The following is a 24,299-nucleotide window of genomic DNA, read 5'->3' as shown; positions in this document are numbered from 1 at the left end:
CCGGCGGCGATGTGGCGCAGGGCTTCCTGTTCGCGGGGGGCGAGGAGGGCGGCTTCGGCGGTCGGCGCGTCGTCTCGGTCATCTCTGCTCACGACCTCGGAAGCAGGGGACGCTTTCCGAGGCTTTCCGGAATGCGGTGTTTGTCCCTGATAAAGAGATTGCCCGCGCGACTTCATGACCCTGTCCGCCGACTGTCACAGGCGTGTGACAGCCCCACCCAGGCCTGCGGCCCGGTCGTCATTCCCCGGTAACAGCCCTGGTCAGCGTCGCGTCCGTGCACGAAGCGAAAAACGGGGCGCTTTCGGTTCAGGCCGCCTCGATCACGGCGGGCACCGGGAGAGGGCGGGTTCCGGCCGCCCGGCGGGCCGTCGGGCCCATGGCACAGGAAGCAGCCAGGAAGAGAGCGCCGAGCAGGAGCCAGCCCATGGCTCCCACGCCCATCAGCAGAGTGGTGAGCGCCAGTGGGCCGAGGGTACGGGCGACGGTGACGCCGGTACCGAAGAAGCCCTGGTACTCCCCGATCCGGTCGGCCGGGGCCAGGTCGAAGCCGAGTTGCCAGGAGCCCGCGGACTGGAGCATTTCCCCGGCGACCAGCAGCACCGAGCCCGCGAGCAGGGCGGCGACTGCCGCCCAGGCCGGAGTTCCTGCGGAGAGGGCGAAGACTCCGCAGGTGAGGAGCATGAGGGCGCCGGAGCGGCGGACGGCCTTGACCGCGGTGCGCGTGCCGGTGACGGAGCGGGCGAAGCGTACCTGGAAGAGCATGACCGCGACGGTATTGAGCACGAAGAGCACGGAGACCAGCCAGGCGGGGGCGGTGGTGCGTTCGGTGATCCACAGCGGCAGGCCGAGGCTGAGCAGGGGCATCCGCAGCAGCAGCACCGTGTTGAGCAGGGTGAGGACGGCGTACGGGCGGTCGCGCAGCACCGCGAGCTTGACCCCCCTCGGCGCGGGGAGCGCGGCTACCGTCGGCAGGCGCAGCAGGACGAGGGCGCAGAGCAGGAAACTCACCGCGTCGACTGCGAAGACGGCCAGGTAGGCGCCGCGGGTACCGGCGGAGAGGGCGAGGCCGCCGAGGGCCGCGCCGACGGCCAGGCCCGCGTTGAGGGTGGACTGGAGGTGAGCGAGCGCGCCGGTGCGTTCTTCCCTGGCGACCAGTCCGGCAAGGAGTGCCTGCCTGGCGGCGGCCAGGCCGGACTGCGCGGTGGCGTAGAGGCAGGCGACCAGGAGGAACGGCAGGAAGTCCCGTACGACGAGGAACGCAGCGACGGAGGCGCTGGTGGCGAAGGCGAGCAGCGCGGCCGTACCGCGCGGGCCCCTGCGGTCCGCGAGGCGCCCGATCGGTACTCCGACGATCGAGCCGACGGCCCAGGCCACCGCGAGGCCGACACCGATCCTGGCGGGGGCGAGGCCGACGACCTGGGTGAAGTAGAGCGCGGAGGTCACGTAGAACGCACCGTCGCCGACGGAGTTGCTCAACTGGGCCAGAGCGAGAGTGCGTGGGGGCCCTGCGGGCGGTAGGAGTTTCATCATGTCCCTGACCGTGAGTGAGTGCGGGGCCGGGCCACGGGGCCCAGGGGTGGCGCGGTGGGCGAGTCGCTTCGGGCAAGGGGGTCAGCGGGAGTGCAGGTATTCCTTCTCGATCCAGTCGAGGGCGGAGGAGTGGGCCGGACGCCAGCCCAGTCGGGCGCCTCCGCTTCGTACTCGGCTGTTGGAGGCGAGTACGTACAAGGCCAGTTCGTGCCCCCAGAAGGCGACGGCGGTGTCCGCGTCCCAGGACTCGGCGGGGCCCAGGCCCAGTGCTGAGGCGAGCGCGGCGCAGATGTCGGCGAACGAGGCTTCGCCGTTCTCGACGAAGTGGAAGGATCCGGGCGCGGCGTGCGTGAGGGCGCGCAGGTAGAGGTCGGCCATGTCGTCGATGTGGACGGTCGACCAGATGTTGCGGCCCTTTTCCACATACCGCACGACTCCGCTGTCGTGGGCCTGTTGTGCGAGCACGGGGATCTGCACGCTGTCGCGGGCCATTCCCCGGCCGTGCCCGTAGACGAGGGAGTTGCACAGCACGACCGAACACACGCCGCTGTGCGCCGCGTCCAGGACGAATCGGTCGAGGGCGACGCGGGCGGCCTTCTCCTTGACGGGCTGCCAGCTGGACCCGGGGGCGACGATCGCCTCGGTGAAGATCTCGTCCACGGCCTCCCCTCGGGAGTCGGTGCTGACGATGCTGGAGCCGCTGGTGTGCACCAGGGGGCGGCCGGTGCCCGCCAGCCCCTCGACGAGCGCTTCGACGGCACCCCTGTGGTCGCTGTCGGCGGCGTTGACGACGGCGTCGGCCGCGCGGGCCCGCGCGGTGAGCAGTGCGCTGTCGTCGAGCGTGCCGAGGACGGGGGTGATGCCTCGGCGCTCCAGTTCGCGGGCCTTGTCCTGGGTTCGGACGAGACCTTCGACCTGGTGTCCGGAGCGCAGGAGCAGATCGGCGACCGTACCTCCGATGTAGCCGGTGGCTCCGGTGACGAAGACGCGCATGGGAGGGCTCCAATTCGAGGGCGGGGGGAGGGCTGACGCCCCAGGGGCAGGTGGCTTCGAGGGGGTCATCGGATCGACGGGGTCGGCGGTCAGGAGACGACGGTGACCTCGCCGTCGCGGAAAACGCGGTAGAGCACTCCTTCGCGGTCGTAGCGCTCCACGACGCGCTCGATCGACTCGCTCTCGGGGATCGGTGAGCGGTAGTGGGGAACGAAGGCGTAGTCCAGGAGGCCGAGACCCTCCCAAAGCACTTGTCGGTCGTAGGCGGTGACGGCGTCGGCGGGGTCGTCCACGAGTTCGAGGCCGCGCAGGCTGGGCGACAGAACGCAGGCGCCGGCACTCCAGCCGGCGTAGACGAGGGCGTCGCGATACAGCAGGTCGGTCAGGATCTCGTCCGCACCGCTGAGGGCCATCGCCAGCCGCAGGGCGAACGGGTTGCCGCCGTGTACCCAGACGACGCCGAAACCGGACAGCCGCTCGGCGAGAGTGCCCGCATCACCGAAGTGGTCCCGCAGGTCCACCTCGGTCGCGCGGTAGCCGCGGTCGCGCAGCATGGCGATCTCCCGGCCGGTGGCCTGCTGTCTCTGCGGGGCGGGTAGGGCGTCCAGCGCGTTGCCGATGACAGCTGCGGGCCCGGCACCTTTGGCGAGGTCGTCCAGCAGTTCGGGGGAGTCTCCCAATTTCCAGGAGGAAAGGAACAAACGCATGGTCCTGCTCTCGTGACAAGGGGCGCGGGCAAGGGACTTCGGGCCGGAGTGCTCCGTCGTGGCGAGGGAAGGGTCAGCCGGAGACGGAGAGCACGATCTTTCCGGCGGTACGGCGGGTCTCGCCCATCTCGTGGGCCTTGGCAGCCTGTTCGAGCGGCAGGACCGTGTCGACGCGCACCCGCAGTCGGTCGGACGCGGCGAGGGAGGCGATCTCCTTCAGCCCCGCCTGGTCGGCTTCGGTGATCATGAAGGTGGAGCGGAGTCCGAGCGCTCGGGCCCGGTCCGCCAGGTGCGCCTCGGCGGGGGAGGCGAGCGAGACGAGGATGCCGCCCGGGCGCAGCGTCTTGAGGGGGCGCGGCCCGTAGTCGCCACCGATGGTGTCGATCACGACGTCGACGTCCCGGGCGGCGGTGGTGAAGTCGGTGTGGGTGTAGTCGATGACCTCGTCGGCGCCCAGTCCTCGTACGAAGTCGTGGTTGGCGATACGAGCGGTGCCGATGACGTGGGCGCCACGCTCCTTGGCGACCTGTACGGCCAGGTGTCCGACGCCACCGGCCGCGGCATGGATCAGCACGCTCTGACCGGGGCGGAGGTCGGCCGTGTCGACCAGAGCCTGCCACGCGGTGACCGCGGCGAGGGGGAGGGCTGCGGCCTCCACGTGGGAGAGCCCCGGCGGCTTGGCAGCCAAGTGCCGGGCGGGAGAGACCACGTACTCGGCGTAGGTACCCGCAGGGGCCGACTGCCGCGGCATGCCGAACACCTCGTCGCCGGCCCGAACAGGGTGACACCCGGCCCGATGGCTTCGACCCCACCGGAGACGTCCCACCCCAGGCGGATCGGAACATCGCCCGCCAGCCCTCCGGTGGCCCGGTGCCACCAGTCGGTCGGGTTCACCCCCGCCGCACACACCCGGACGAGCACTTCGGCACGGCCGGGCACCGGGCGCGGCACCTCGACGATCTTCAGGACGTCAGGTCCGCCGAAGGAGTCCTGCCCGATGGCGCGCATGGTGAGGTTCCTTTTGTGTCCGGCACGCCGTCCGTGGTGGTCCGGCCGTGCGGGTGGAAAGAGCGGAGGTCTCGCGTCCGGAGAGGCGGCCGGTCGGAGAGACAGGGTGGGAGCCTCAGTGGAGGGCCGCAAGTGCCGTGTGAAGTGGGCCCGTTCAGACTCCTACGGGACGGATGCGCCAACAAGCTGGCATAGTGCAACGGTCGTTAAGGTGGATTTAACGTCCGGAGGACCGAGTGCTGGAGCGACTTGAGCTGGAGGCGTTCCTGACGCTGGCCGAGGAGTTGCACTTCGGCCGCACGGCCGAACGCCTGCACGTGAGCACCGCTCGGATCAGCCAGACCATCAAGAGGCTGGAACGTCACATCGGCACACCCCTGTTCGAACGCAACAGCCGGCATGTCTGCCTCACCGAGGCCGGCCGACTGCTGCACGAGGACGTGCGCCCGGCCTACGACCAGATCGAGGCCGGGGTGGAGAAGGCGATCAACGCTGCACGCGGCATTGACCGCCTTCTCCGGGTCGGGTTCCTCGGCGCCGCCGCAGGGCAGCTCATGGCACAGGCCGCTCGGCTTTTCGACCAAGGTCACCCCGGCTGGCGGGCCCGGCTCAGGGAAATGCAGATCGTCGACGGCCTCCAGCGGCTGCGGGCAGGCGATGTCGACCTTCTGGTCGTGAGCCTGCCGCACCACGAACCCGACATGGTCACCGGGCCGGTCCTGTTCTCCGAACCCCGGGTCCTGGGGGTGTCGTCCGGCCACCCGCTCGCCCGTCGTGACAGCGTTTCGCTGGAAGACCTGGCTGCGGTCAAGATGCTGCAGGTGGCCGGAGCCTTTCCCGACTACTGGCGCGCAGACCGCACACCCCGCCTGACGCCCACGGGCCGCCCCATCGAACCGGGCCCCCACTTCGAAACGCTCCAGGAGGCTCTGGCGCTGATCGACGCCGGCGAAGGTGCCTTCGTCATGGGCGCCCAGGTGTCGCGGTTCTACGCGCGCCCCGGCGTCACCTATCTGCCGCTGAGCGATGCAGCGCCCCTGGAATGGGCACCCACGTGGCTCGTCACCCACACCGCACCTGAGATACACGCCTTCAACCGGGCTGCGCAGAACGTCGCCGTTCGGCTCTCTCTTCCTCTCCGGAGCTGATGCCGGTCCGTGCACCGGCCCTGGAAGGGCCAGCCACCCCGTGGCGTCCGGCACGCAACGGGCCACGCCGGGTGAGGGCCCGTCACCGGGCCCGGCTTCCGGCGAGCGGGAAGGACCGCACCCGCCCCGTTGCCCCGGTCCGCCCGCTCAGACGTCGCGGCGCCGCACGAGCACCACGGCCAGCGTCAGCGCGATCAGCGGCCAGAGGGCGTACACGAGCCAGGAGCCGGAAACGGTGGGCATGAAGCCAAGGGAGTCCGGTGTGGGCCCCCAGTTCTGGACCAGCCGCTTCCAGGCGGCCATCAGCGTGCTGTGGTTGACGGTGGCGGACCATCGGGTGCTCGTCGAGAAGAGCGTGGGCAGGATCAGCAGGACGAAGGTGCTGGCGATGATGGTGGCGGCGCCGTGACGGAGCAGGAATCCGAGGCCGAGACCGACGAGCGCGCAGAGGGGGGCCAGGAGGGCGGAGGCGGCCAGTGCCCGCAGCACGCCGGGGTGGGTGAGCGGAACTCCTGCGTGTTCCGCGTCGAGGATGGCCTGGGCGGTCAGGAAGGAGCCGAGGGAGATGACCGTTCCCACGGCGGCCCACAGCCCGGCGGTGGTCACGGCCTTGGCCAGTACCACGGTGCCGCGCGCGGGGACGGCGACCGTGGTGGTGCGGATCATGCCGTTGCTGTACTCGCTCACCGCTCCCAGGGCGCCGATCGCGCCGGCGACGAGCATGAGCGTCATGTAGCCGGCCGCGGGGAAGGCGGTGAAGGGCTGGAAGGCAGGGGGCTCCTGGCCGCTGCGACCGGGGGCGGCGACGTTGTTGTTCGCGATCGCCGCCACGGCGGCGGAGCCGATGACGAACAGGCTGATCAGAGCGACGGTCCACCAGGTGGAACGCAGTGACCGCATTTTGATCCACTCGGAGCGGACCAGGTCGGCGAAGCGGGGAGGGCGCCCGGGGCGGGCGGTCGAAGGGGTCACCGTTCGGTGGTTGAGGGTGGTCATGAGGTGATTCCTGCCGTGTATTCGACGCTGTCGGCGGTGAGTTCCATGAATGCGGCCTCCAACGAGGCCGTACGGGTCGCCAGTTCGGTCAGCAGTATCCGGTTGTCGCGGGCGATCGCGCCGACGTGGTCCGCGGACAGCCCGGTCACCGTGAGTTTCTCGGTACCTGCGGAGCCTTCCGGCGCGACTGCCGCGCCCGCGGCGGTCAGGAGTCCGGTCAGCTCGGCGGTCTGTGGCGTGCCCACCACCACCGTGCCCCGAGTGCCGCGGGCGGCGAAGTCCCGTACCGGTTCGGCGGCGATGAGCCTGCCCCGGCCGATGACGACCAGGTCGTCAGCGGTGTTCTCCATCTCCGACATCAGGTGGCTGGAGAGGAAGACGGTGCGGCCCTCGGCGGCCAGGCGGCGAAAGAGGCGGCGGATCCAGAGCACGCCCTCCGGGTCCATGCCATTGACGGGCTCGTCGAACATGAGCACCGGCGGGTCGCCCAGCAGGGCGGTGGCCACGCCGAGACGTTGCTTCATGCCCAGGGAGAACCCGCCGACGCGGCGGCCGGCGGCGTCGGCGAGCCCCACTTCCCCCAGTACCTCGTCCGCTCGGCGCAGCGGGATCCCGTTGCCGGCGGCGAGGGCGCAGAGGTGGGACCTGGCGCTGCGTCCGCCGTGCACCTGATGGGCGTCCAGGAGGGCGCCCACGTGGTGCAGTCCGCGTGCGTGGCTGCGGAAGGGGACGCCGCTGACGGTGGCCGTGCCGCTGCTGGGTGCGTCCAGGCCGAGGATCATGCGCAGGGTGGTGGTCTTGCCCGCTCCGTTGGGGCCGAGGAATCCGGTGACCCGGCCCGGCCGCACGGTGAAGGTCAGCTGGTCGACGGCTGTCTTGCTGCCGTAGCGCTTGGTGAGTTCGTTGACTTCGATCACGAGGACAACACTCCGTCAGGAGCTGCGTGCGGGCATCGGACCAGGGATGGCAGTTCGGTTGCCCACTCCATCCCCCGGGTGTAAGCCCGGGGAATGGTGACCGCCCGTCGCGGGATGGCTAATCTCTCCGGGTGAACACCAGATCGAAACGCCTCCTCGTACCCCTGCGGAGCGGACCGTCACTGCACGTCAGAGCAGGCGCACACACGATGAGAACGAGAGCCGCAGCGTGGGCCGGAGGCTTCCTGCACGTCTTGGTGCACGGGTTGTTGGTGGGGGCCGCCACGCAGACCTCCGGTTCGGTGCGGGCGGTGGGATCCCTGCTGGCCCTGAGCCTGCTCGCCGAAGTGGTGCGACGCGCGCCCGTGGCAGCACTGGCGCTGGTGCTGTCGGGGGTCACCTTCATGATCGCGGGCGACCCGAGTCCCGCCGGGGCGCGGTCGTCGGTCGCCTACCAGGGACAGTTCCTCGCCTATCTGGCGGCCGACTTCGTCCTCGCTCGCATCGTGGCCACCCGCCCGCGGCGGACCGCGATCGCCGCCGCGACCGTCACCGGCGCCGTGCCCCTGCTGATGGCCGGTGTCTTCTCCCGCGGCAACAGCATGATCGTCAACGTGCTGATCACGCTGCTGGCACTGGTCGCATCGTGTGCGACCGGTCTGCTGGTCCGCGAGCGGCGTGAGCATGCGGTGGCCCTGCGGGCGCAGGAGGTGGCCGAGGCCGTCACCGCTGAACGGCTGCGCATAGCGAGGGAGTTGCACGACATGGTCGCGCACAGCATCGGCATCATCGCCATCCAGGCAGGTGCGGGCAGCAGGGTGATCCGCACACAGCCCGCGAAGGCTCAGGAAGCGCTGCAGGCCATCGAGGACACCAGCAGGGAAACGCTTTCCGGTCTCCGGCGCACCCTGGTCTCGCTCCGCCGGGCGGAACCGGAGGCGCCACGTACGTCACCGCTGCCGCCGGCACCGGGGCTCGCCGACGTGGAGCGGCTGGCGGCAAGCACCGCCGCCGCCGGGGTCCTCGTCGACGTACGCCGCACCGGTGATGCGCGCCCGCTGCCGCCCGACATCGACCTGTCCGCCTACCGCATCGTGCAGGAGGCGCTCACCAATGTGGTCCGGCACGCCGGCGCCGGGCACTGCCAAGTGACCATCGGACACGAGCCCGGCGAACTGTCCGTCGAGGTCGTCGATGACGGACTCGGCCCAGGGGACGAACCAGGCTCCCGTCCCGGCGGCCCGGGCCCGCGTCCCGGCCACGGATTCGGCCTCGTCGGCATGCGGGAGAGGGTCGCCCTGCTCAACGGCCGCCTCAGTGCCGGCCCCGGCCACAACGGCGGCTTCCGGGTCTCGGCCCGACTGCCACTGCCGGGAACCACCTCAGTCGTGCTGGAGAGCCGATGACCGTACGCGTGCTGCTCGCCGACGATCAGCCGCTGGTGCGGTCCGGCCTGCGCATGATCATGAGCGAGTACCCGGAACTGGAGGTCGTCGGCGAGGCCGCGACCGGTGTCGAAGCGGTCGAACGCGTCGCGGAAGTCGGGCCGGACGTCGTGGTGATGGACATCCGCATGCCCGGCATGGACGGCATCGAGGCGACCCGCCTGATCACCGCCGGCACGAGCGGGACCCGAGTTCTGGTCCTGACCACCTTCGACGAGGACGACCACGTCTACGCCGCGCTGCGCGCAGGTGCCAGTGGCTTCGTGGTCAAGGACATGGCGCTGGACGACATCGTCGCGGCGATCCGCGTGGTCGCGGCGGGGGACTCACTGCTCGCACCGGGGGTGACACGGCGTCTGATCGCGGACTTCGTCGAACACCGCGGAGGCGTTCCGCGGCGTCCCCTGCGGCCGGTCGAGGGCATCACCGAGCGCGAGCAGGAGGTACTCACTCTGATCGGGCAGGGCCGGTCGAACACCGAGATCGCGGAAGACCTGTTCATCACGGTGGCCACCGCCAAGTCCCATGTGTCGCGGCTGTTCACCAAGCTCGGTGCCCGGGACCGGGTCCAGCTCGTGATCACGGCCTACGAGTGGGGACTCGTGGCTCCGCCGCACTGAGCACGTCACGCAGGTCTGACGCTTTCGCCGCCGTCACCCGGGGAGATGAGTCCCGTCTCGTAGGCGAGGACGACGGCCTGGGCGCGGTCGCGCAGGGTCAGCTTGGAGAAGATCCGGGCGACGTGGGTCTTCACCGTTGCTTCGCTGAGCGTCAGTCGACCGGCGAGCTCGGTGTTGGAAAGGCCCCGGCCCATCCACGTCAGCACCTCCCGCTCGCGTGGTGTCAGTGCCGCCAGGTCTCGGTGGACCGCTGGGGTCGCCCGCTCCGGGCCGGTGGCCGGGACCGGCGTCGGGGGATCGGCGGCGAAGCGTTCCACGAGGCGGCGGGTGATCGCGGGGGCGAGGAGGGCGTCGCCGGTGTCGACGAGGCGTACGGCGGCGGCCAGGTGTGCGGGGGTGACGTCCTTGAGGAGGAACCCGCTCGCTCCGGCGGCAAGGGCGGCATACACGTACTTGTCGAGATCGAAGGTGGTCAGCATGATCACCCGGCAGTCCGGGGCCTGGGCGAGGATGCGACGGGTGGCCTCCAGGCCGTCCATGTGGGGCATGCGGATGTCCATCAGCACGACATCTGGCCGCAGTTCCCGCACCACGGTGACGGCCTCGGCGCCGTCGGAGGCTTCGCCCACCACGTCGATGCCGCGGGCGGTGAGGATCATGCGGAAGCCGGTGCGCAGCAGTTCCTGGTCGTCGGCGATCACCACGCGCGGGGCGGGTTCGGAGAGCTGGGTCACGGGCGGTCCAGGGGAATGCGGGCCCGGACGCGGTAGCCGCCGCCGAGGCGGCGGCGTGCGTCGAGGTCGCCGCCGTAGACGGAAACCCGCTCGCGCAGGCCCAGCAGCCCCCGTCTCGTGCCGTCCGCCTTCTCCCGGCCCGGCTCCGTCGGAGCGGGCGCGGTGCCCGACAGGACGCTCGGCCCGCTGTTGAGTACTTCGACGCGCAGGTGGTTGTCCGCGTAGCGCACCGTCACTTCGGCTTTCGCCCCGTCTCCGTGTTTGAGTGCATTGGTCAGGCCCTCCTGGATGATCCGGTAGGCGGTGACGTCGATCCCGGTCGGCAGTGGGCGAGGCTCGCCCGAAACCCGCATGTCGACGGGCAGACCGGCGAAGGCGATCTTGTCGATGAGCGGCCCGAGCCGGCTCAGGCTCGGTTGCGGCGACAGGTCCACGTCGTAGGGTTCGTCCTCGCCGTTCTGTGCGGGGGCGAGCAGGCCGAGCAGGTGCCGCAGCTCGGTCATCGTGCTCCGGCCGGCGGTTTCCACGGCCCTCATCGCGGCCGCGGCTTCCTCGGGCAGGGTGGCCAGTACTTCGCGGGCGGCACCGGCCTGGACCACCATGACGCTGACGTTGTGACTGACGATGTCATGCAACTCCGAAGCGATCCTCGCCCGTTCGGCATCGACCGCAGCCCGTGTCGCGCTCTCGCGCTCACGTTCCAGCAGCCAGCCCCGCTCCTCTATGGCCTTGCGGTGGCGGCGCCGCGCCCGCGCCGCTGCCACGGCGAGCCATCCGGCAGCGCCAACTGCCACAGCCAGCGCGATGATCAGCAAGGTCGTCCAGGATTCCCCCATGGGGTCATCTTCCCAGGGGCGCCGTGGTGCAGTGCACCGGCCTCCTGGACGTGGCCTCGCACATCCTCCGCGTACATCCCCGTATACATCCCCAGGATGACCTGCGCATACGGATACATCCGGGGGGCGACGCGCGGTGATCGCCGCCGGGCCTAGGTTTCGGGGCATGACGAACGATCACGATGGGGTCCGGCAGACAGTGGTGCGGCTGGACGGCGTACACAAGGAATACGGCGATGCGAAGGCCCTGGACGGGCTTTCGCTGGAGATCAAGGCGGGCGACGCGGTCGCGGTGATGGGGCCTTCCGGTTGCGGCAAGTCCACTCTGCTCAACATGGTGGCCGGTCTGGACCGGCCGACCTCTGGCACGGTCGAGGTGCAGGGCCACGACCTGGGGAAGCTGAACGAAAGGGGGCTGGCACTGTTCCGGCGCCGCCACGTCGGCATGATCTTCCAGTTCTTCAACCTCATCGACGACCTGCCCGTCCTGGACAACGTGGCACTGGCCGCGCAGCTGACCGGTACCCCGGCCAAGCAGGCGCGCCGCCGGGCCCTGGAGCTGCTGGACGAACTCGGTGTCGCCGAGCGCCGTAACAACTACCCGGCGACACTCAGCGGCGGCGAACGCCAACGTGTGGCTGTCGCACGGGCATTGATGAACCGTCCCGCTCTTCTCCTCGCCGACGAGCCGACCGGCGCTCTCGACAGCCGGTCGGGCGAACAGGTGATGGACCTGCTGATCGACCTCAATCAGATCGGCCAGACCCTGCTGATCGTCACCCATGACCCCCAGCTGGCCACCCGCTGCGCCAGTCGGTTGATCGAAGTCGCCGACGGTCAGGTCGCCCGCGAGCGCACGCTGGAGGTGTCGGCATGAGGGCCGTATGGAGGGCCTCCCGGGCGGCTGTGAAGCGGCGTCGGGTCCAGACCTTCGTGATCGGGCTGGTGGTGCTCTGCTCCACCACCACCGTCCTGCTCGCGCTGACCCTGCTCACTGCCGCCTCCAGCCCCTTCGACAAGGCGTACGCCGAGCAGCGCGGTGCACACACGGCCGCTTCCTTCGACACCACGAAGGTCACCCCGGAACAACTGGCCCGTACCGCGCAGCAGCCCGGAGTGGAGGCCGCTGCGGGACCGTTCGGACAAGCCGTCGTCGACATCCCCAAGGACTGGCTGTGGATGGCGGGCGGCACCCTCAGCGTGGTGGGCCGGGCCGACTCGGCGGGTCCCGTGGACCGGATCGACCTGCTGGAGGGCCGGTGGGCCACCGGCACCGGCGAGATCGTCGTCAACTGGTCCGTGCAGGGCTCTCCCGGCACCGAATTTCTCGGCACGAAGCTGAAGACACCGAGCGGAGGGACGCTGACCGTCGTCGGGTTCGCCACGAGCATGAGCAAGTCGGCAAGCGCCTGGGTCTCACCCGCGCAGATGACCGTCCTGCACCCCACCTCCGCCCAGATGCTCTACCGCTTCACCGAATCCGACACCGAAGCCCAGCTGAGCACTTCGCTGGACCGGGCCACCGCCGGACTGCCCGAGGACGCTCTCACCGGCGCGCAGACCTACCTCGCCCTCAGGCAGGCGTTCTCCGCACTGGCCGACTCCTACCTCCCCTTCATGACCCTCTTCGGCGTCCTTGGCCTGCTGGTCTCGGTTCTGATCGTCGGCAACGTGGTCAGCGGGGCGGTCGTCTCCGGATACCGGCACATCGGCGTCCTCAAGGCGCTGGGGTTCACCCCCAACCAAGTCGTCGCCGTCTACCTGACCATGCTCTCCGTGCCGGCCGTGGCAGGCTGCGTGCTGGGCACGCTGGTCGGCAACGCACTGGCCGGACCGATCATGAAGGTGGCGTTCACCGGCATCGACGTCGGCCGGGCCACGGTCGGTGAGGTCAGCCCGTGGGTGACCGTGGCCTGCCTGCTGGGCATGCCCGCCCTCGTCCTGTTCACCGCACTGATCCCCGCCCTACGGGCCCACCGGCTGCCCGCCGCACAGGCCATCAGCGCCGGCGGCGCACCCCGCACCGGGCGCGGACTGCGCGTCCAGCGGATGCTCGGCGCCACCCGCCTGCCACGCCCGGTCAGTCTGGGCATGGGCCAGCCCTTCGCCCGCCCCGCCCGCAGTCTGCTGACCCTGGCCGCCATCGTCCTCGGCGTCACCACCGTCACCCTGTCCACCGGCCTGACCAGCACCCTGGTCGCCTACGGCAACGTCGGCAAGGAGGACGGGGGCGCCCGCATCCAGGTCACCACCGGCGGGTCCGACGACGCCAACACGGCCCGCCTCAGCGACACACAGATCGAGGAACAGCTGCGAGCCCTGCCCGGTGCGCAGGGGGTACGAGCCCGCGCGCTGTCCCAGGCGAACATGACCGGCCAGAACCAGCCGGTCTTCGCCGACTTCTACCGCGGCGACAACTCCCTCTACGAGCACACCATCGTCAAGGGCCGCGCCCCGAAGGCGGCCGGCGAGATCGTGGCCGGGCCGGCCTTCCTCACCCAACGCGGCCTGAAGGTCGGCGACCGAACCACCCTCGAACTGAACGGAAAGAAGATCACCGCGACCGTCGTGGGCCAGGTCATCGAAGGCAACGCACTCGCCCTGGAGACTACTTGGGACACCTTGACCCAACTCGCCCCCCACGCCCGAGCCACCGAGTACACGGTCCGTCTCGCCCCCGACGCCGACGCCCACGCCTACGCGGCGGCCGCCGGGAAACTCGACCCGGCCGTACACGCCTCCGTACTGGACCCCGGCAACGCCGGCACCACCACCGTCATCACCTTCTCCACCGTCTTCACCGTACTCCTCACCCTCGTGGCCTCGCTCGGCGTCTTCAACACCGTCCTGCTCAACACCCGTGAACGACGCAGGGACCTGGGCATGCTCAAGTCCATCGGCATGACACCCCGTCAGGTAATCCTGATGACGGTCACCTCGGTCGCCGGACTCGGGGCCATGGGCGCACTGCTCGGTATCCCCCTCGGGATCGCGGCCCACCGCCTCGTCGTGGACCACGTCGGCGTAGTCGACTTCCCCGAGTACATGAAGGACGTATGGCACGCGCCCCAACTGGCCGCGATGCTCCTGGCCGGAGTGACGATCGCCGTACTCGGTGCCTTGATCCCCGCCCGCACGGCGGCCCGGACCACCATCGCCACAGTTCTGCATACGGAATAGCCGCCACGACACGGCGGCCCGACCCACGGAAAGCATCTGATGTCGGGCCAGGCACGGGGTGCACAAAGATGCCGAGCGGCGAAGCCATATGCTGAGCCGGGCGAGGCAGGCGCAGCTCGTGCGCTACCCCGCCTTCTGCAACCGGGCGCCCCTCCGTACGGGGTTCCCGACGAACAACGGGAGGTTGACCGGTGATCACTCTGACCGCAGTCGGAGGAGTGGCCCTAGTCGAACTGGGCATGGCGTTGACTCCCGGACCGAACATGATCCACCTCGCCTCGCGGGCGATCACCCAAGGCCGCAGGGCGGGCCTGGTCAGCCTCAGCGGGACCGCCGTGGGCTTCGTGTGCTATCTCCTGGCCGCAGCTGCGGGCCTGTCCGCGATGTTCGCCGCCGTGCCGGTGACCTTCATGGTGGTCAAGCTCGCCGGGGCCGCCTACCTGGCGTACCTCGCCTGGGACATGCTCAAGCCCGGGGGCCGCTCGCCCTTTGCCCCGGCCCAGGACCTGCCTCCGGTCTCCGACGCCCGCCTGTTCTCCATGGGGCTGCTGACCAACCTGCTGAACCCCAAGATTGCCCTGATGTACGCCGCACTGCTGCCCCAGTTCTTGGACCCGCAGGCAGGCCCGGCCTGGGGGCAGCTGCTTCAACTCGGGGCGGTGCAGATCGTCGTGGGCATCTCAGTGAACGGCCTGATCATGCTGGGCGCAGGACGCATGTCGAAGTTCCTGGCCACCCGGCCCCGCATCCTGACCGCCCAGCGGTTCACGGCAGGCGGTCTGCTCGGTGCTTTCGCCCTGCACACGGCACTGTCCCGCGACGTCGTCTCCACCTGAGTCGGACCCACGTCCTGACACCTTCTGTCCCGACGCCGGCCTGCTCGCCGGTGGCGTGGCGGCAGGCCGGCGAGGGGACCCCGGGCCTACGGGGCCATCTCGTACGCTCCCGAGAGCGCCTCGACGCGCGCCCAGACACGGGCCGCGCGGGCCTCGTCGACGACCGGGCGCCGGATCGCGCCGAGCGCCCAGGCCTGCTGCTCGGCCGTGGTGGAGTCCTTGCCGTGGAGCTCGATGGCGTGCTGGGAGAAGTCGCGCACGAGGACGGAGAACAGTTCGTCGAGGACGGACTCGTCCAGGTCCGTCAGGCGGGCCTGCTCCAGGATGAGCTGTCCGTGCACGACCAGCGCGAACAGCTGGCCCACGGAGAGGAGGAAGTCGAGGTCGCGGCTCTGCTTCTCGTCGGGGGCGATGGTGGCCGCGAACTCGCACAGGGCGTCGGCCTGCTCGCGGAAGCGCGCGACGTTGGGCACGGCGGCGTAGGCGTCGTACGCGGGACGCCAGTCGTGGAAGCGTACGGAGCCCAGACCGCGGGCCGGTCCCTGCCGGAACAGGAAGTCGTCGTCGGCGGCGTCGAGACGCGTCGGTACGGGTGTGTACTCGGCCGGGTCCAGCAGGTGGTTGCGCATGAACTTGAGGATCAGCGCGAGGTTGACGTGGACGGTGCCCTCGAGCTTCGGCAGTCCGCGGATCTCGATGGCCGCCTGGGCGAAGTAGTTGTCCTTCTCGAAGCCCTTTGCGGCGATGACGTCCCACATCAGGTCGATGACCTTCTCGCCCTCCGTGGTGACCTTCATCTTGGTCATCGGGTTGAAGAGCAGGTAGCGGCGGTCGTCGGGTCCCGCGGAGCGGAAGTAGTCGACGGCGCGGTCGCTGAAGAGCTTCATCCCGACGAGGCGGACGTAGGCGTCGGCCAGCTCGCGGCGCACGTGCGGGAAGGCGGTGACGGGGCGGCCGTAGAGGATCCGGTTGCTGGCATGCGTGACGGCCTCGTACATCGCGTGCTCGCAGATGCCGATCGAGGCGGTGCAGAGGTTGAACTTGCCGACGTTGACGGTGTTCAGGGCCGCGTCGAAGGCGGCGCGGCCGGTGTGCAGGACGTCGGCGGCGGACACCGGGTAGTCATCGAGGCGGAACTCGCTGACGTACTTGGAGGAGTCGACGACGTTCTTCACCAGCTGGTAGGCCGGGTGGCGGCTGTCGGCGGCGAAGAAGACGTAGCCGTCGGGGCCTTCGACGTCGGTGCGGCGGCCGAAGACGGAGACGAGGCCGGCGGCGTTGCCGTTGCCGATGTAGTACTTGGAGCCGCTGGCGCGGAAGCCGCCGTCGTCGTCGGGCTCCAGCAGCATGTCGGTGGAGTAGATGTCGGCGCCGTGGGTCTTCTCGGACAGACCGAAGGCGAACACCTCGCCCTCGGAGAGGAGTTGCGCGGCGCGGGCGCGGGCGGCGGCGTTGTCGCTCTGCCAGACCGGGCCGAGGCCGAGGATCGTCACCTGCCACGCGTACCAGTAGTCGAGGCCGTAGAAGCCGAAGATCTCGTTGAGGGCCGCGATGCGCGCGGTGTCCCAGCGCTTGTCCGGCTCGCCCTCGCCGGCGGCGGGGGCCGGGGTCAGGAAGGTCGCGAAGAGCCCTTCCTCGGCGGAGAAGGCGAGGAAATCGGCCAGCCAGGCGCGGGAGCGGTAGTCCTCGATGAGCCGGCGCTTGCCGCGGGCCTCGAACCAGTCGACGGTGGCGCGCAGGAGCCTGCGGGTCTCCGGGTCGAAGTGCGCGGGGTCGTAGGTGTGCGGGTGGAACAGCAGAGGGTCGGACATGGCGATTCACCTTCCGAGGGGTTGGGGTCGAAGGCCGCGCGGACGCGCGGAGGGAGGGGGTGGGGCTGAGGGCGTGTGCGGTGCGGGTCAGTCGGTCGCGGGCCGCGCGAGCCGGTGGAGGGTCGCCAGGACGTCGTCGAGCCAGGCGATCGTCATCCGCTCCTGCGCGATTCCGCCGCGCAGGACGACGTGCTGGAGTTCCTGACCGGCGTCGAGGGGGGCGGGGGCGTCCGGCCCGGTGAAGTCGCGCAGCTCCCCGGCGAGATAGCGCGCGAGGCGGTCCCGGTGCGCCTGTTGGTGCCGCTCGACCTCGCGGATCAGCGAGGCCGGTTCGTCGAAGGCCGCGCCGCGGATCTTCACGGCGAGGTCGTGCCGCAGGCTCTCGGGTTCGATCGGCTCGTGCAGCCACTGGGCGAGGGCGGCGCGGCCCGCGCCCGCGGCGGAATACTCGTTCTTGTCCGGCCGGCCCTGCTGTGGGACGGTGCGGACGGTGAGCAGGCCGTCGCTCTCCATGCGCTTGAGGACGCGGTAGATCTGCTGGTGGGTGGCGGTCCAGAAGTAGCCGATGGACCGGTCGAAGCGGCGGGCCAGCTCATAGCCGGAGCCCGGCTTCTCCAGCAGGGAGACGAGGATCGCGTGTTCGAGCGCCATGCCGGGATCTTGCTATGCAACTTGTTGCACAGACAAGCGCCGGCAGCCAGGTGAGACGCGGCTCACCCGGGCGGGCCGGGCCGGGTCCGGTTGGCGGGGTGTCGGAGGCCGCGGGACGCTGGGGGCATGCGAAGGCGCGTACGGGGCGGGGTGACGGCCGCCGCGGTAGCCGTCGTCCTGCTGGTGGCGGGCACACCGCGGCCGGGCGGCGGGGATACCGAGCAGCGGGTGGACGTCGGTGGTGGGCGGAGCCTGTACCTGCACTGCTCCGGCTCCGGGAGCCCCACCGTCGTCCTGCTGTCCGGGCTGCACGAGGCCTCCGACCCGTGGTCCCTCACCGACACCACCCCGCCCGTTCCGAAGGTGCCGGCGGTGCTGCCGGGCGTGGCCGCGTTCACCCGCGTCTGCACCTACGACCGCCCGGGCACCATCCGCTACACGCAGCCACCGACGCTCACCACCCGCAGCACGCCCGTACGGGGCACCCGGGAACTGCCCGCCATGGTCCAGGACCTGGACCGGGTGCTGACCGCCGGACACGTACCGGGTCCGTACCTGCTGGTGGGGCACTCGTTCGGCGGGATGCTCGCCCTGCGGTACGCGCAGGAGCACCCGGAGCGGACCCGCGGGCTGGTCCTGGTCGACGCGCTGGGGCCCGCGCTGAAGCCCGCGATGGGGGCGGACTGGGCGGCGTACGTCGAGGCGCTGCGGCATCCGGGCACGCCCTTCGACGCGGACCCGGCCTTCGAGCAGGTCGACATCGAGGGCGTGGTCACCGCCATCGACCGCGGCGGCCCGCTCCCGCCGGTCCCGGTCGCGGTGCTCACCAAGACCGAACCCTTCGCCGCGCCGGCCACCATGTCCAAGGACCTCCTGGCGAAGCTGGAGACGGCCTGGCCCAAGGCCCAGCAGGCGCTGGTGGGCCTGCGCCCGCAGACCCCCCACCTGCTGGCGTCGTCTCGGTCATCTCTGCTCACGACCTCGGAAGCAGGGGACGCTTTCCGAGGCTTTCCGGAATGCGGTGTTTGTCCCTGATAAAGAGATTGCCCGCGCCACTTCATGGCCGTGTCCGCCGACTGTCACAGGCGTGTGACAGGGCATGTCGCCGCACTACGGGCCGACAACGGGTGCTTGACGTGCAGGCGGTGGGACGACAGCCTTGCTCGGAGTTACCGACTGGTAAGCGGGAGGGGTGGCCATGGACAGGGACGGCGCACAGAGCGGCGAGCCGGACGGGGGACAGGGCGAGGAACAGGCCCGGCACGATGCGGAGTTGATGTACCAGTCCGTCGAGCGGCAGGCCGAACTGGTCCGCACCGGCAAGACCACCTCCCGCGCCCTCGTCGAGGCCGCGCTGCGCCGCATCGCCCGGATCGACCCCGCCCTCGGAGCCTTCCGCATCGTCCTCGCCGAGCAGGCCCTCGCCGAGGCCGACGCCCGGGACGCGGAAGGGGCGCACGGCCCGCTCCACGGCGTGCCCATCGCGGTCAAGGACGAGCTGGACGTCGCCGGGCAGGTCACCACCTTCGGCGGTGCCGCCAACCACACCCCCGTCACCGTCGACTCCGAGGCCGTACGCCGCCTGCGCGCGGCCGGAGCCGTCGTCATCGGCAAGACGACGATGCCCGAGTTCGGCCAATGGCCCTTCACCGAGTCCGTCGCCCACGGCCACACCCGCAACCCCTGGGACACCACCCGCACCCCCGGCGGCTCCAGCGGCGGCAGCGCCGCCGCCGTCGCGGCCGGACTGGTCGCAGCGGCGCTCGGCGGCGACGGCGGCGGCTCGATCCGCATCCCGGCGGCCTGCTGCGGACTCTTCGGCCTCAAACCCCAGCGCGGCCGGGTCTCCACCGCCCCGAACGCCCACCTCTGGTACGCACTCGGCACCGTGGGACCGCTGACCCGCACGGTGCGCGACAGCGCCCTGCTCTACGACGTCCTCGCCGGCACCACCCCCACCGACCGCTGGAGCGCCCGCCCCGCGGCCACCGGCTGGGTACGGGCCCTGGAGACCCAGCCCGGCCGGCTCCGCATCGGCTACTCCGCCAAGCCCGCCGTGCCCGGCGTACGCCCGCATCCGGCGCACGTCGAGGCCATGCTGGAGACCGCTCGGGCCCTGCGCGAACTGGGTCACGACGTACGCGAGGTGAACCCCCGCTACCCGGACGCGTCGGCCCCGTTCGCCGCCCAGTTCTGCGGCGGCGTACGGGCGGAGGCCGCCGCCGTCGAGCGCCCCGACCTGCTGGAGCGGCGCACCCGCAACACCCTCGCGCTCGCCCGGCTGGTCCCCGAATCCGCCGTGGAGCGCGGGATCCGGGCGGGGGAGCGGCTGGCGGTACGCGCGGACCGGATGTTCACCACCATGGACCTGCTGCTGACCCCGGTGATCGCCGAGCGCCCTCGCCCGGTGGGCGCGCTGGACGGCGCCGGGCTGCTGACGGCGCTGGCGCGCTCGCGCCCGATGGTCGCCTACACCGCGCTGTGGAATGTCACCGGCCACCCGGCCGCCTCCGTCCCGGCGGGCCACGGGCCGGACGGGCTGCCGCTCGCCGTGCAGCTGGTGGGACGCCGCGACGACGAGGTGACCGTGCTCCGGGTGGCGGCGCAGCTGGAGACGGTCCGGCCGTGGTCGCAGCGGCGTCCGGAGCCTGCGGCCCGGTGATCGAGCGGGCCGGCCGTGGCGTGAGCGTCGGCGGCCGGCCCTCAGCCGAGCGGCTCCTCGACCGTGCTGGTGCCGTGACCCTCCTGGGACTCCCACGTCCACGTCTCCTCCAGGCGCAGGCGGCCGTCGGGGAGCTCCGTGACGAGCGAGGTGCAGTGCCCGGACGCGGTCGTCCCGTCGAGGCGGAGCTGCACGTAGCGGAAGTCGACGGCGTCGTCCGCCCGCGTGCCGACGAGGTAGCCCCTGAGCACGTCCCCGCCGCCGTACTCGGCCCAGACCCGGCCGTCCTGCTCGCGGTACTCGAACCGGGTCTGCCGACCGACCTGCCCGGGCGCCTGGTCGGCCACGGGGACGAAGACGAGGCCGTCGAGCGAGCGCGCCACGGGGTACTCCTGGAGTAGGGCGGTCCGAGGAGGGCTCCGGCCGCGCGGGACGGTCGGTCCGGGGCCGCCAGGGAGGCGGTGTGCCGGTTCGACCAGGTGACCTCGTCGTGATCTTGTCCGTCCGTACAGGTCACCGCGAGGCATGCCCAACGTACCGGACCGATGGGGGCCGTTGACCGCCCGGCCCGTGCGGCTTGGGGAGCAGCGACGTGTTCGAGGTGGTCTCGTCCGACGGTACGGTGATCGCGTGCGAGGGGCACGGCGACGCGGGCCCGACGCTGGTCCTCGTCGGCGGCACCTGGATGACCCGGGCACCGCACGCACCGCACGCACCGCTCGCCTCGCTGCCGGTGCTGCTCTTCGGGATGTCCTCCGGGGCGGTCCTCGCCCTGGAGGCCGTGGCCAGGGGCAGCGCGGCCCTGGCCCTGGCCCTGTACGAGCCGCCGTTCGTCGTCGGGGGAGCCGCCCGCCGCTGCCCGCCGACTACGTCGACCGCGTGAAGGAGTTCCTCGCGCGCGGGAACAGGGCCGAGGCGCTCACCTGCTTCCTGACCGCCGGGCCGGCCCTGCCGGAGGAAGCCATCGCGGGGATGCGGCGCACACCTGTCTGGGCCGCGTGGGAGGCCACCGCCCCGACCCTGCCCTACGACGGCCAGGTGCTGGCCGGCCCGATGACCGGCCGGCCGTTGCCAACCGACAGGCCCCGGCGGTGAACCGCGGGTGCGTCAGGTGCGTCAGGTGCGGTCTCGAACCGGTTCCCGCTCGTGCCGCGGCGTGCCGTCGTGCCGGGGGAGGAGGAACGGGGTCGCCATGACGAGGAGACCGGCGATCACGATCGCGGTACGGGCGCTGGTGATGCCGGCCAGCAGGCCCCACAGCGCGGTCAGCGCGGCGATGGTCGCCTTGCTGGTGACCGACCACGCGGACAGGGTGCGGGCGACCCGGTCCGCCGGGGTCCGGTCGAGCCGGTAGGTGGCGAACACGGGGTTGAACACGCCCATGCAGGTGATCAGCCCGAGCTCCACGGCCATGACGAGCACGAGCCCGGCGGTCCCGGGGCCGACGAGGGCCAGCCCGAGCAGCCAGCACGCCCGCAGCGTCCCGGCCGTGACCATGACCCTGTGGCGGCCGAACCGCGCGACGAGCCGGGGAGCCAGCCGTGCGCCGATCAGGCCGCCGACGCAGGGCACGGCGAAGGCGAGCCCGTACTGCCAGGGCGTGAACCCGAGGTCGCGGACCATGAGGACGGCGAGCAGCGGCGAGGCCGCCATGATCAGGCCGTTGACCAGGACCGTATTGGCGAACAGCGGGCGCAGCGCGGAGTCGGTCAGGATGTACCGCCATCCTTCGGCCAGGTCGCGGACGCGCAGCCGCGGCCGCGCCTTGGCAGGCGCGGGGCGCACCTCCTGCCCGCCGATCGCGCGGATCCCCGCCGCCGAGAGCAGGTAGCTCACCGCGTTGGCCACCACGCTCATCACCGGGCCGATCAGGACGATCGCGGCACCGCCGAGCGGGGGGCCGAGCATGGTGGCGGTCCAGGTCGTGGACTCGAACCGGCCGTTCGCGACGAGCAGGTCCTCCGGCCGGACGAGTGCCTTCAGGCATGCGCCACTGGCCGCCGTGAAGGCGATGTCGGCTGCGCCGACGACGACCGACACGACGAGCAGCTGGGCGAAGCCGAGCCGGCCGAGCGCGAACGCCGCGGGCACGCTCATCAACGCCGCGAACCGGACGAGGTCCATCGCGATCATCACCGGCCGCTTGCGCCGGAACTCCACCCACGGGCCGACCGGCAACGCCACGACCGAGCCGATCGCCAGCCCCGCGGCCGCCAGCACCGACACCTCGGTCGCCCCGGCGTGCAGTACGAGGATCGCGATCAAGGTGAACGCGTCGAACGCGAGCCACGTGCCGAGGGTGCTGACCGCGTACGCCGCCCAGAGCCACCCGAACCGCCGCCCCAGCGAGCGCCCACCCACCATGATCAGCGCGCCCCCGCCCTCTGGCTCCCCCGTACGAATGGCCTCACGTCGCCGGCGCCATCAAAGCGAGCACCACACCACCGGGTCAAAACCAGCGGGTCAAAACCACCGGGCCGGACCACCGATCGGCCCCTGGCCGGATCACCACCAGTATGCGGGGTACCGCGGAGCGTCGCGGCGAACGCGGGAAGCGGCGTATCCGGTCAGTACCAGCAGGACCGCCGAACCGAACAGCAGCGGGACGAAGCGGCGGGGGTCCGGCGTCTGGAGCAGGATGATCACTGCGGTGGCCACGGCAGGCGAGTGCGGGGTGCGGGCAGTCATGTTCAGGGCAAGCGTGATACCAGCCGCGACGGCCGCCGCCCAGGCGCTGCTGCCCGCCACGGCGAGTACGCAATAGCCCACGGCGCAGCCGACCAAGTGGCCGATGACGACGCTGCGCGGCTGGGCGAGCGGCAGGGCGGGGGCGCTGTGGACCAGCGCGGCGCTGGCGGCCAGCGGGGGTATCAGCACCGGTTCGTGGATCATCGCGCCGATCGCGACGAGACCGAGCAGGACGGCGGTCGCCGCGCAGATGCTGTGGAGGGCCGCCGCCGGGGTGGGCCTGGGGGCCCGCCCGGCTCCCTTCGCGGATGGGGGCGATGCCGGCGCGGGCGCGGGCTCGGGGCGCAGGATCGTGTCGGTGCTCATGTGTGTGGGGAACGTCCGGGATAGGCGGCCGACGGGCCGGGGCAGGGCGGGGGATGCCCGGGCGGGTTTGCCAGGGGCAGGGGCGGCCCGGGGCGAGGGTGGGCCGGGGACGTCCCGTACGACGATATCCGGCCGGTCCTCGGCGGCTCCGGCGGGGGCGGCAGCCGTCGGAGCGTCGGCGTGGGGCATGGGCGTACGGCCGAAACCCGGAGGGTGGGTCCGGCCGCGGTGGCGCAGGGATCGGGCGATCTCCCTGCACGGGCCGGATACGGCGGGGCACAATGACCTTCGGCGAGGTCGACGAGGCCCAGGCGTAAACCGGTTGTCCGTGGCAGGGGGAGAGCCGATGGAACGGCGGATCCAGCAGATCGAACTGCCGGGCGGGGAGACCGTACTGGCCCGCGTCAGCGTGATGCGACCCGAGGACGTTCCCCGCGGATCGGACGAACCCGCCTACGAGGACGTGGGCGCCCTGGACCACCTCACCGCGCGCGTGGACCAGCTGAACGAACTGGTCAGCGGCATCGGCTCCGCCGTGCTCGACTCCGCGCTGGCCGCCGGCCCCGACGAGGTCAGCGTCACCTTCGGCATCGAGCTGATGGCGAAGCCGGGCAAGGCCGTCGCCCTGCTGGCGGACGGCGAGGCCAAGGCCGCGATCTCGGTCACCCTCACGTGGCGCCCCCGGGAAGGGGAAGGCGCGGTGGGTCCGGACGCCTCAAGCGGACGGCTCGCGCACTGAAATGTGGCGCTGTGCAGCCCGCGTTGGAGCCGCACAGCGCCTTTCCGGCTGGTCAGCAGTCGTCGTTGTACCCTCCGTACCCTCCGTAGCCGCCCCAGTCGTCGTCATCGTCGTCGTCGTACCAGCCGTGGCCGCCCCTGTCGTGGTCCCAGCCGCCGCCGGTCACATACGTGGCGGAGTGGGTCGGGGTTGCCGCCGAAGCCGTACCTGCGGCTCCCAGGGCGGCGCCGCCGGCCATCAGAACGCCGATGGCAGACACCGCGAAGAGTCGCTTCACTCTCATTGCTCGCATGGTTTCAGAACCCTTCATAATTGCTTTGAGCACGAAGACTTCTTTTCCTCCTCACACATGAGATGTGATGCACGCGCCGCACCTGTGCCCATGAATTCCCAGGTACATGTGATGTGTGGAGTGCGCGCCCGCCGTCGACG

The 24,299-nt window shown here is 71.2% G+C and carries 24 protein-coding genes and 1 pseudogene; 11 read left to right on the top strand and 14 right to left on the bottom strand.

Annotation, left to right across the window (positions count from 1 at the left end):
* Positions 1-306: 306 nt before the first annotated feature.
* The 4 genes and pseudogenes from IF88_RS0134590 to IF88_RS41320 form a co-directional block, all read right to left on the bottom strand.
* Positions 307-1,530, bottom strand: coding sequence for an MFS transporter (locus IF88_RS0134590; protein WP_030721839.1), 1,224 nt, complete (start codon positions 1,528-1,530; stop codon positions 307-309).
* An 81-nt stretch (positions 1,531-1,611) separates the two neighbouring features.
* A complete protein-coding gene (locus tag IF88_RS0134585; protein WP_030721836.1) occupies positions 1,612-2,523 on the bottom strand; it encodes an NAD-dependent epimerase/dehydratase family protein in 912 nt (303 codons plus the stop codon).
* 89 nt (positions 2,524-2,612) lie between these two features.
* On the bottom strand, positions 2,613-3,230 hold the full coding sequence (locus tag IF88_RS0134580) for a Type 1 glutamine amidotransferase-like domain-containing protein (protein ID WP_030721833.1): 618 nt from the start codon (positions 3,228-3,230) through the stop codon (positions 2,613-2,615).
* 73 nt (positions 3,231-3,303) lie between these two features.
* Positions 3,304-4,238 (bottom strand): annotated as a pseudogene (locus IF88_RS41320) (NADP-dependent oxidoreductase).
* Between the two features lie 236 nt (positions 4,239-4,474).
* Between IF88_RS41320 and IF88_RS0134570 the strand changes: the two are divergent.
* Positions 4,475-5,386, top strand: a complete 912-nt coding sequence (locus IF88_RS0134570) for a LysR family transcriptional regulator (RefSeq protein ID WP_030721831.1) — start codon at positions 4,475-4,477, stop codon at positions 5,384-5,386.
* Positions 5,387-5,533: 147 nt separating this feature from the next.
* On the opposite strand, the gene IF88_RS0134565 is transcribed toward IF88_RS0134570, so the two are convergent.
* Positions 5,534-6,382 (bottom strand): ABC transporter permease, encoded by an 849-nt coding sequence (locus IF88_RS0134565; protein WP_030721829.1) that lies wholly within the window; start codon positions 6,380-6,382, stop codon positions 5,534-5,536.
* Positions 6,379-7,299, bottom strand: a complete 921-nt coding sequence (locus IF88_RS0134560; protein ID WP_030721827.1) for an ABC transporter ATP-binding protein — start codon at positions 7,297-7,299, stop codon at positions 6,379-6,381. The genes IF88_RS0134565 and IF88_RS0134560 overlap by 4 nt, the downstream gene beginning before the upstream one ends.
* A 209-nt stretch (positions 7,300-7,508) precedes the next feature.
* On the opposite strand from IF88_RS0134560, the gene IF88_RS0134555 reads away from it, so the two are divergent.
* Entirely contained in the window at positions 7,509-8,705 is a 1,197-nt protein-coding gene (locus tag IF88_RS0134555; protein WP_037808134.1) for a sensor histidine kinase, read from the top strand.
* Positions 8,702-9,364 carry a response regulator gene (locus tag IF88_RS0134550; protein ID WP_030721809.1) on the top strand — a complete coding sequence of 221 codons (663 nt, stop codon included), beginning with the start codon at positions 8,702-8,704 and terminating at the stop codon, positions 9,362-9,364. Before IF88_RS0134555 ends, IF88_RS0134550 begins: the two co-directional genes overlap by 4 nt.
* A gap of 5 nt (positions 9,365-9,369) precedes the next feature.
* Here the strand turns inward: IF88_RS0134550 and IF88_RS0134545 are convergent, their stop codons facing one another.
* Entirely contained in the window at positions 9,370-10,098 is a 729-nt protein-coding gene (locus tag IF88_RS0134545) for a response regulator (protein ID WP_030721807.1), read from the bottom strand.
* On the bottom strand, positions 10,095-10,913 hold the full coding sequence (locus tag IF88_RS0134540) for a sensor histidine kinase (RefSeq protein WP_234323803.1): 819 nt from the start codon (positions 10,911-10,913) through the stop codon (positions 10,095-10,097). The genes IF88_RS0134545 and IF88_RS0134540 overlap by 4 nt, the downstream gene beginning before the upstream one ends.
* Before the next feature lie 187 nt (positions 10,914-11,100).
* Here IF88_RS0134540 and IF88_RS0134535 point away from each other — a divergent pair, with 187 nt between their 5' ends.
* The 3 genes from IF88_RS0134535 to IF88_RS0134525 all read left to right on the top strand — a co-directional run bounded on the left by IF88_RS0134535 (position 11,101) and on the right by IF88_RS0134525 (position 14,950).
* Positions 11,101-11,811 (top strand): ABC transporter ATP-binding protein, encoded by a 711-nt coding sequence (locus IF88_RS0134535; RefSeq protein ID WP_030721804.1) that lies wholly within the window; start codon positions 11,101-11,103, stop codon positions 11,809-11,811.
* Complete coding sequence (locus tag IF88_RS0134530; RefSeq protein WP_030721802.1) at positions 11,808-14,114, top strand: FtsX-like permease family protein; 2,307 nt, start codon at positions 11,808-11,810, stop codon at positions 14,112-14,114. The genes IF88_RS0134535 and IF88_RS0134530 overlap by 4 nt, the downstream gene beginning before the upstream one ends.
* A 191-nt stretch (positions 14,115-14,305) precedes the next feature.
* Complete coding sequence (locus tag IF88_RS0134525) at positions 14,306-14,950, top strand: LysE family translocator (protein WP_030721800.1); 645 nt, start codon at positions 14,306-14,308, stop codon at positions 14,948-14,950.
* A gap of 86 nt (positions 14,951-15,036) precedes the next feature.
* Here IF88_RS0134525 and IF88_RS0134520 read toward each other — a convergent pair whose 3' ends face one another.
* Both IF88_RS0134520 and IF88_RS0134515 read right to left on the bottom strand, forming a co-directional pair.
* Complete coding sequence (locus IF88_RS0134520; protein WP_030721798.1) at positions 15,037-16,761, bottom strand: acyl-CoA dehydrogenase family protein; 1,725 nt, start codon at positions 16,759-16,761, stop codon at positions 15,037-15,039.
* Between the two features lie 87 nt (positions 16,762-16,848).
* Positions 16,849-17,412 (bottom strand): PadR family transcriptional regulator, encoded by a 564-nt coding sequence (locus IF88_RS0134515; RefSeq protein WP_030721796.1) that lies wholly within the window; start codon positions 17,410-17,412, stop codon positions 16,849-16,851.
* Between the two features lie 126 nt (positions 17,413-17,538).
* On the opposite strand from IF88_RS0134515, the gene IF88_RS42570 reads away from it, so the two are divergent.
* Both IF88_RS42570 and IF88_RS0134505 read left to right on the top strand, forming a co-directional pair.
* Positions 17,539-18,447 carry an alpha/beta fold hydrolase gene (locus IF88_RS42570; protein ID WP_078893322.1) on the top strand — a complete coding sequence of 303 codons (909 nt, stop codon included), beginning with the start codon at positions 17,539-17,541 and terminating at the stop codon, positions 18,445-18,447.
* Positions 18,448-18,610: 163 nt separating this feature from the next.
* Positions 18,611-20,074, top strand: coding sequence for an amidase (locus tag IF88_RS0134505; RefSeq protein WP_234323802.1), 1,464 nt, complete (start codon positions 18,611-18,613; stop codon positions 20,072-20,074).
* A gap of 41 nt (positions 20,075-20,115) precedes the next feature.
* Here the strand turns inward: IF88_RS0134505 and IF88_RS0134500 are convergent, their stop codons facing one another.
* A complete protein-coding gene (locus IF88_RS0134500; protein ID WP_030721785.1) occupies positions 20,116-20,457 on the bottom strand; it encodes a hypothetical protein in 342 nt (113 codons plus the stop codon).
* Between the two features lie 209 nt (positions 20,458-20,666).
* Between IF88_RS0134500 and IF88_RS42565 the strand changes: the two genes are divergently transcribed.
* Both IF88_RS42565 and IF88_RS42560 read left to right on the top strand, forming a co-directional pair.
* Positions 20,667-20,957, top strand: coding sequence for a hypothetical protein (locus IF88_RS42565; protein ID WP_051838061.1), 291 nt, complete (start codon positions 20,667-20,669; stop codon positions 20,955-20,957).
* Entirely contained in the window at positions 20,954-21,169 is a 216-nt protein-coding gene (locus IF88_RS42560) for a hypothetical protein (RefSeq protein ID WP_051838059.1), read from the top strand. The genes IF88_RS42565 and IF88_RS42560 overlap by 4 nt, the downstream gene beginning before the upstream one ends.
* A gap of 21 nt (positions 21,170-21,190) precedes the next feature.
* Here the strand turns inward: IF88_RS42560 and IF88_RS0134490 are convergent, their stop codons facing one another.
* Both IF88_RS0134490 and IF88_RS0134485 read right to left on the bottom strand, forming a co-directional pair.
* Entirely contained in the window at positions 21,191-22,438 is a 1,248-nt protein-coding gene (locus tag IF88_RS0134490; protein ID WP_030721783.1) for an MFS transporter, read from the bottom strand.
* 141 nt (positions 22,439-22,579) lie between these two features.
* Positions 22,580-23,128 (bottom strand): HPP family protein, encoded by a 549-nt coding sequence (locus IF88_RS0134485; protein WP_030721781.1) that lies wholly within the window; start codon positions 23,126-23,128, stop codon positions 22,580-22,582.
* A 346-nt stretch (positions 23,129-23,474) separates the two neighbouring features.
* Between IF88_RS0134485 and IF88_RS0134480 the strand changes: the two genes are divergently transcribed.
* The gene (locus IF88_RS0134480) at positions 23,475-23,867 is read left to right on the top strand and encodes a CU044_2847 family protein (RefSeq protein ID WP_030721779.1); all 393 of its coding nucleotides are present in this window, start codon (positions 23,475-23,477) and stop codon (positions 23,865-23,867) included.
* 52 nt (positions 23,868-23,919) lie between these two features.
* Here IF88_RS0134480 and IF88_RS0134475 read toward each other — a convergent pair whose 3' ends face one another.
* Positions 23,920-24,150: a hypothetical protein gene (locus IF88_RS0134475; RefSeq protein ID WP_158754757.1), complete on the bottom strand. Its 231-nt coding sequence runs from the start codon at positions 24,148-24,150 to the stop codon at positions 23,920-23,922.
* Positions 24,151-24,299: the final 149 nt, after the last annotated feature.

This window comes from Streptomyces sp. NRRL F-2580, from assembly GCF_000720115.1.
Taxonomy (GTDB): domain Bacteria; phylum Actinomycetota; class Actinomycetes; order Streptomycetales; family Streptomycetaceae; genus Streptomyces.
The sequence above is the reverse complement of the archived record's forward strand: the minus strand, read 5'-3'. Positions and strand labels throughout refer to the sequence as shown.

Bases quoted from the DNA above. Each gene is read 5' to 3' on its own strand.
- IF88_RS0134490 (WP_030721783.1), bottom strand. From the start codon at position 22,438: ATGGTGGGTGGGCGCTCGCTGGGGCGGCGGTTCGGGTGGCTCTGGGCG.
- IF88_RS0134590 (WP_030721839.1), bottom strand. From the start codon at position 1,530: ATGATGAAACTCCTACCGCCCGCAGGGCCCCCACGCACTCTCGCTCTG.
- IF88_RS0134580 (WP_030721833.1), bottom strand. From the start codon at position 3,230: ATGCGTTTGTTCCTTTCCTCCTGGAAATTGGGAGACTCCCCCGAACTG.
- IF88_RS0134565 (WP_030721829.1), bottom strand. From the start codon at position 6,382: ATGACCACCCTCAACCACCGAACGGTGACCCCTTCGACCGCCCGCCCC.
- IF88_RS0134485 (WP_030721781.1), bottom strand. From the start codon at position 23,128: ATGAGCACCGACACGATCCTGCGCCCCGAGCCCGCGCCCGCGCCGGCA.
- IF88_RS0134535 (WP_030721804.1), top strand. From the start codon at position 11,101: ATGACGAACGATCACGATGGGGTCCGGCAGACAGTGGTGCGGCTGGAC.
- IF88_RS0134475 (WP_158754757.1), bottom strand. From the start codon at position 24,150: ATGAGAGTGAAGCGACTCTTCGCGGTGTCTGCCATCGGCGTTCTGATG.
- IF88_RS0134555 (WP_037808134.1), top strand. From the start codon at position 7,509: ATGAGAACGAGAGCCGCAGCGTGGGCCGGAGGCTTCCTGCACGTCTTG.
- IF88_RS0134520 (WP_030721798.1), bottom strand. From the start codon at position 16,761: ATGTCCGACCCTCTGCTGTTCCACCCGCACACCTACGACCCCGCGCAC.
- IF88_RS0134505 (WP_234323802.1), top strand. From the start codon at position 18,611: ATGGACAGGGACGGCGCACAGAGCGGCGAGCCGGACGGGGGACAGGGC.
- IF88_RS0134550 (WP_030721809.1), top strand. From the start codon at position 8,702: ATGACCGTACGCGTGCTGCTCGCCGACGATCAGCCGCTGGTGCGGTCC.
- IF88_RS0134530 (WP_030721802.1), top strand. From the start codon at position 11,808: ATGAGGGCCGTATGGAGGGCCTCCCGGGCGGCTGTGAAGCGGCGTCGG.
- IF88_RS0134515 (WP_030721796.1), bottom strand. From the start codon at position 17,412: ATGGCGCTCGAACACGCGATCCTCGTCTCCCTGCTGGAGAAGCCGGGC.
- IF88_RS0134480 (WP_030721779.1), top strand. From the start codon at position 23,475: ATGGAACGGCGGATCCAGCAGATCGAACTGCCGGGCGGGGAGACCGTA.
- IF88_RS42570 (WP_078893322.1), top strand. From the start codon at position 17,539: ATGCGAAGGCGCGTACGGGGCGGGGTGACGGCCGCCGCGGTAGCCGTC.
- IF88_RS0134585 (WP_030721836.1), bottom strand. From the start codon at position 2,523: ATGCGCGTCTTCGTCACCGGAGCCACCGGCTACATCGGAGGTACGGTC.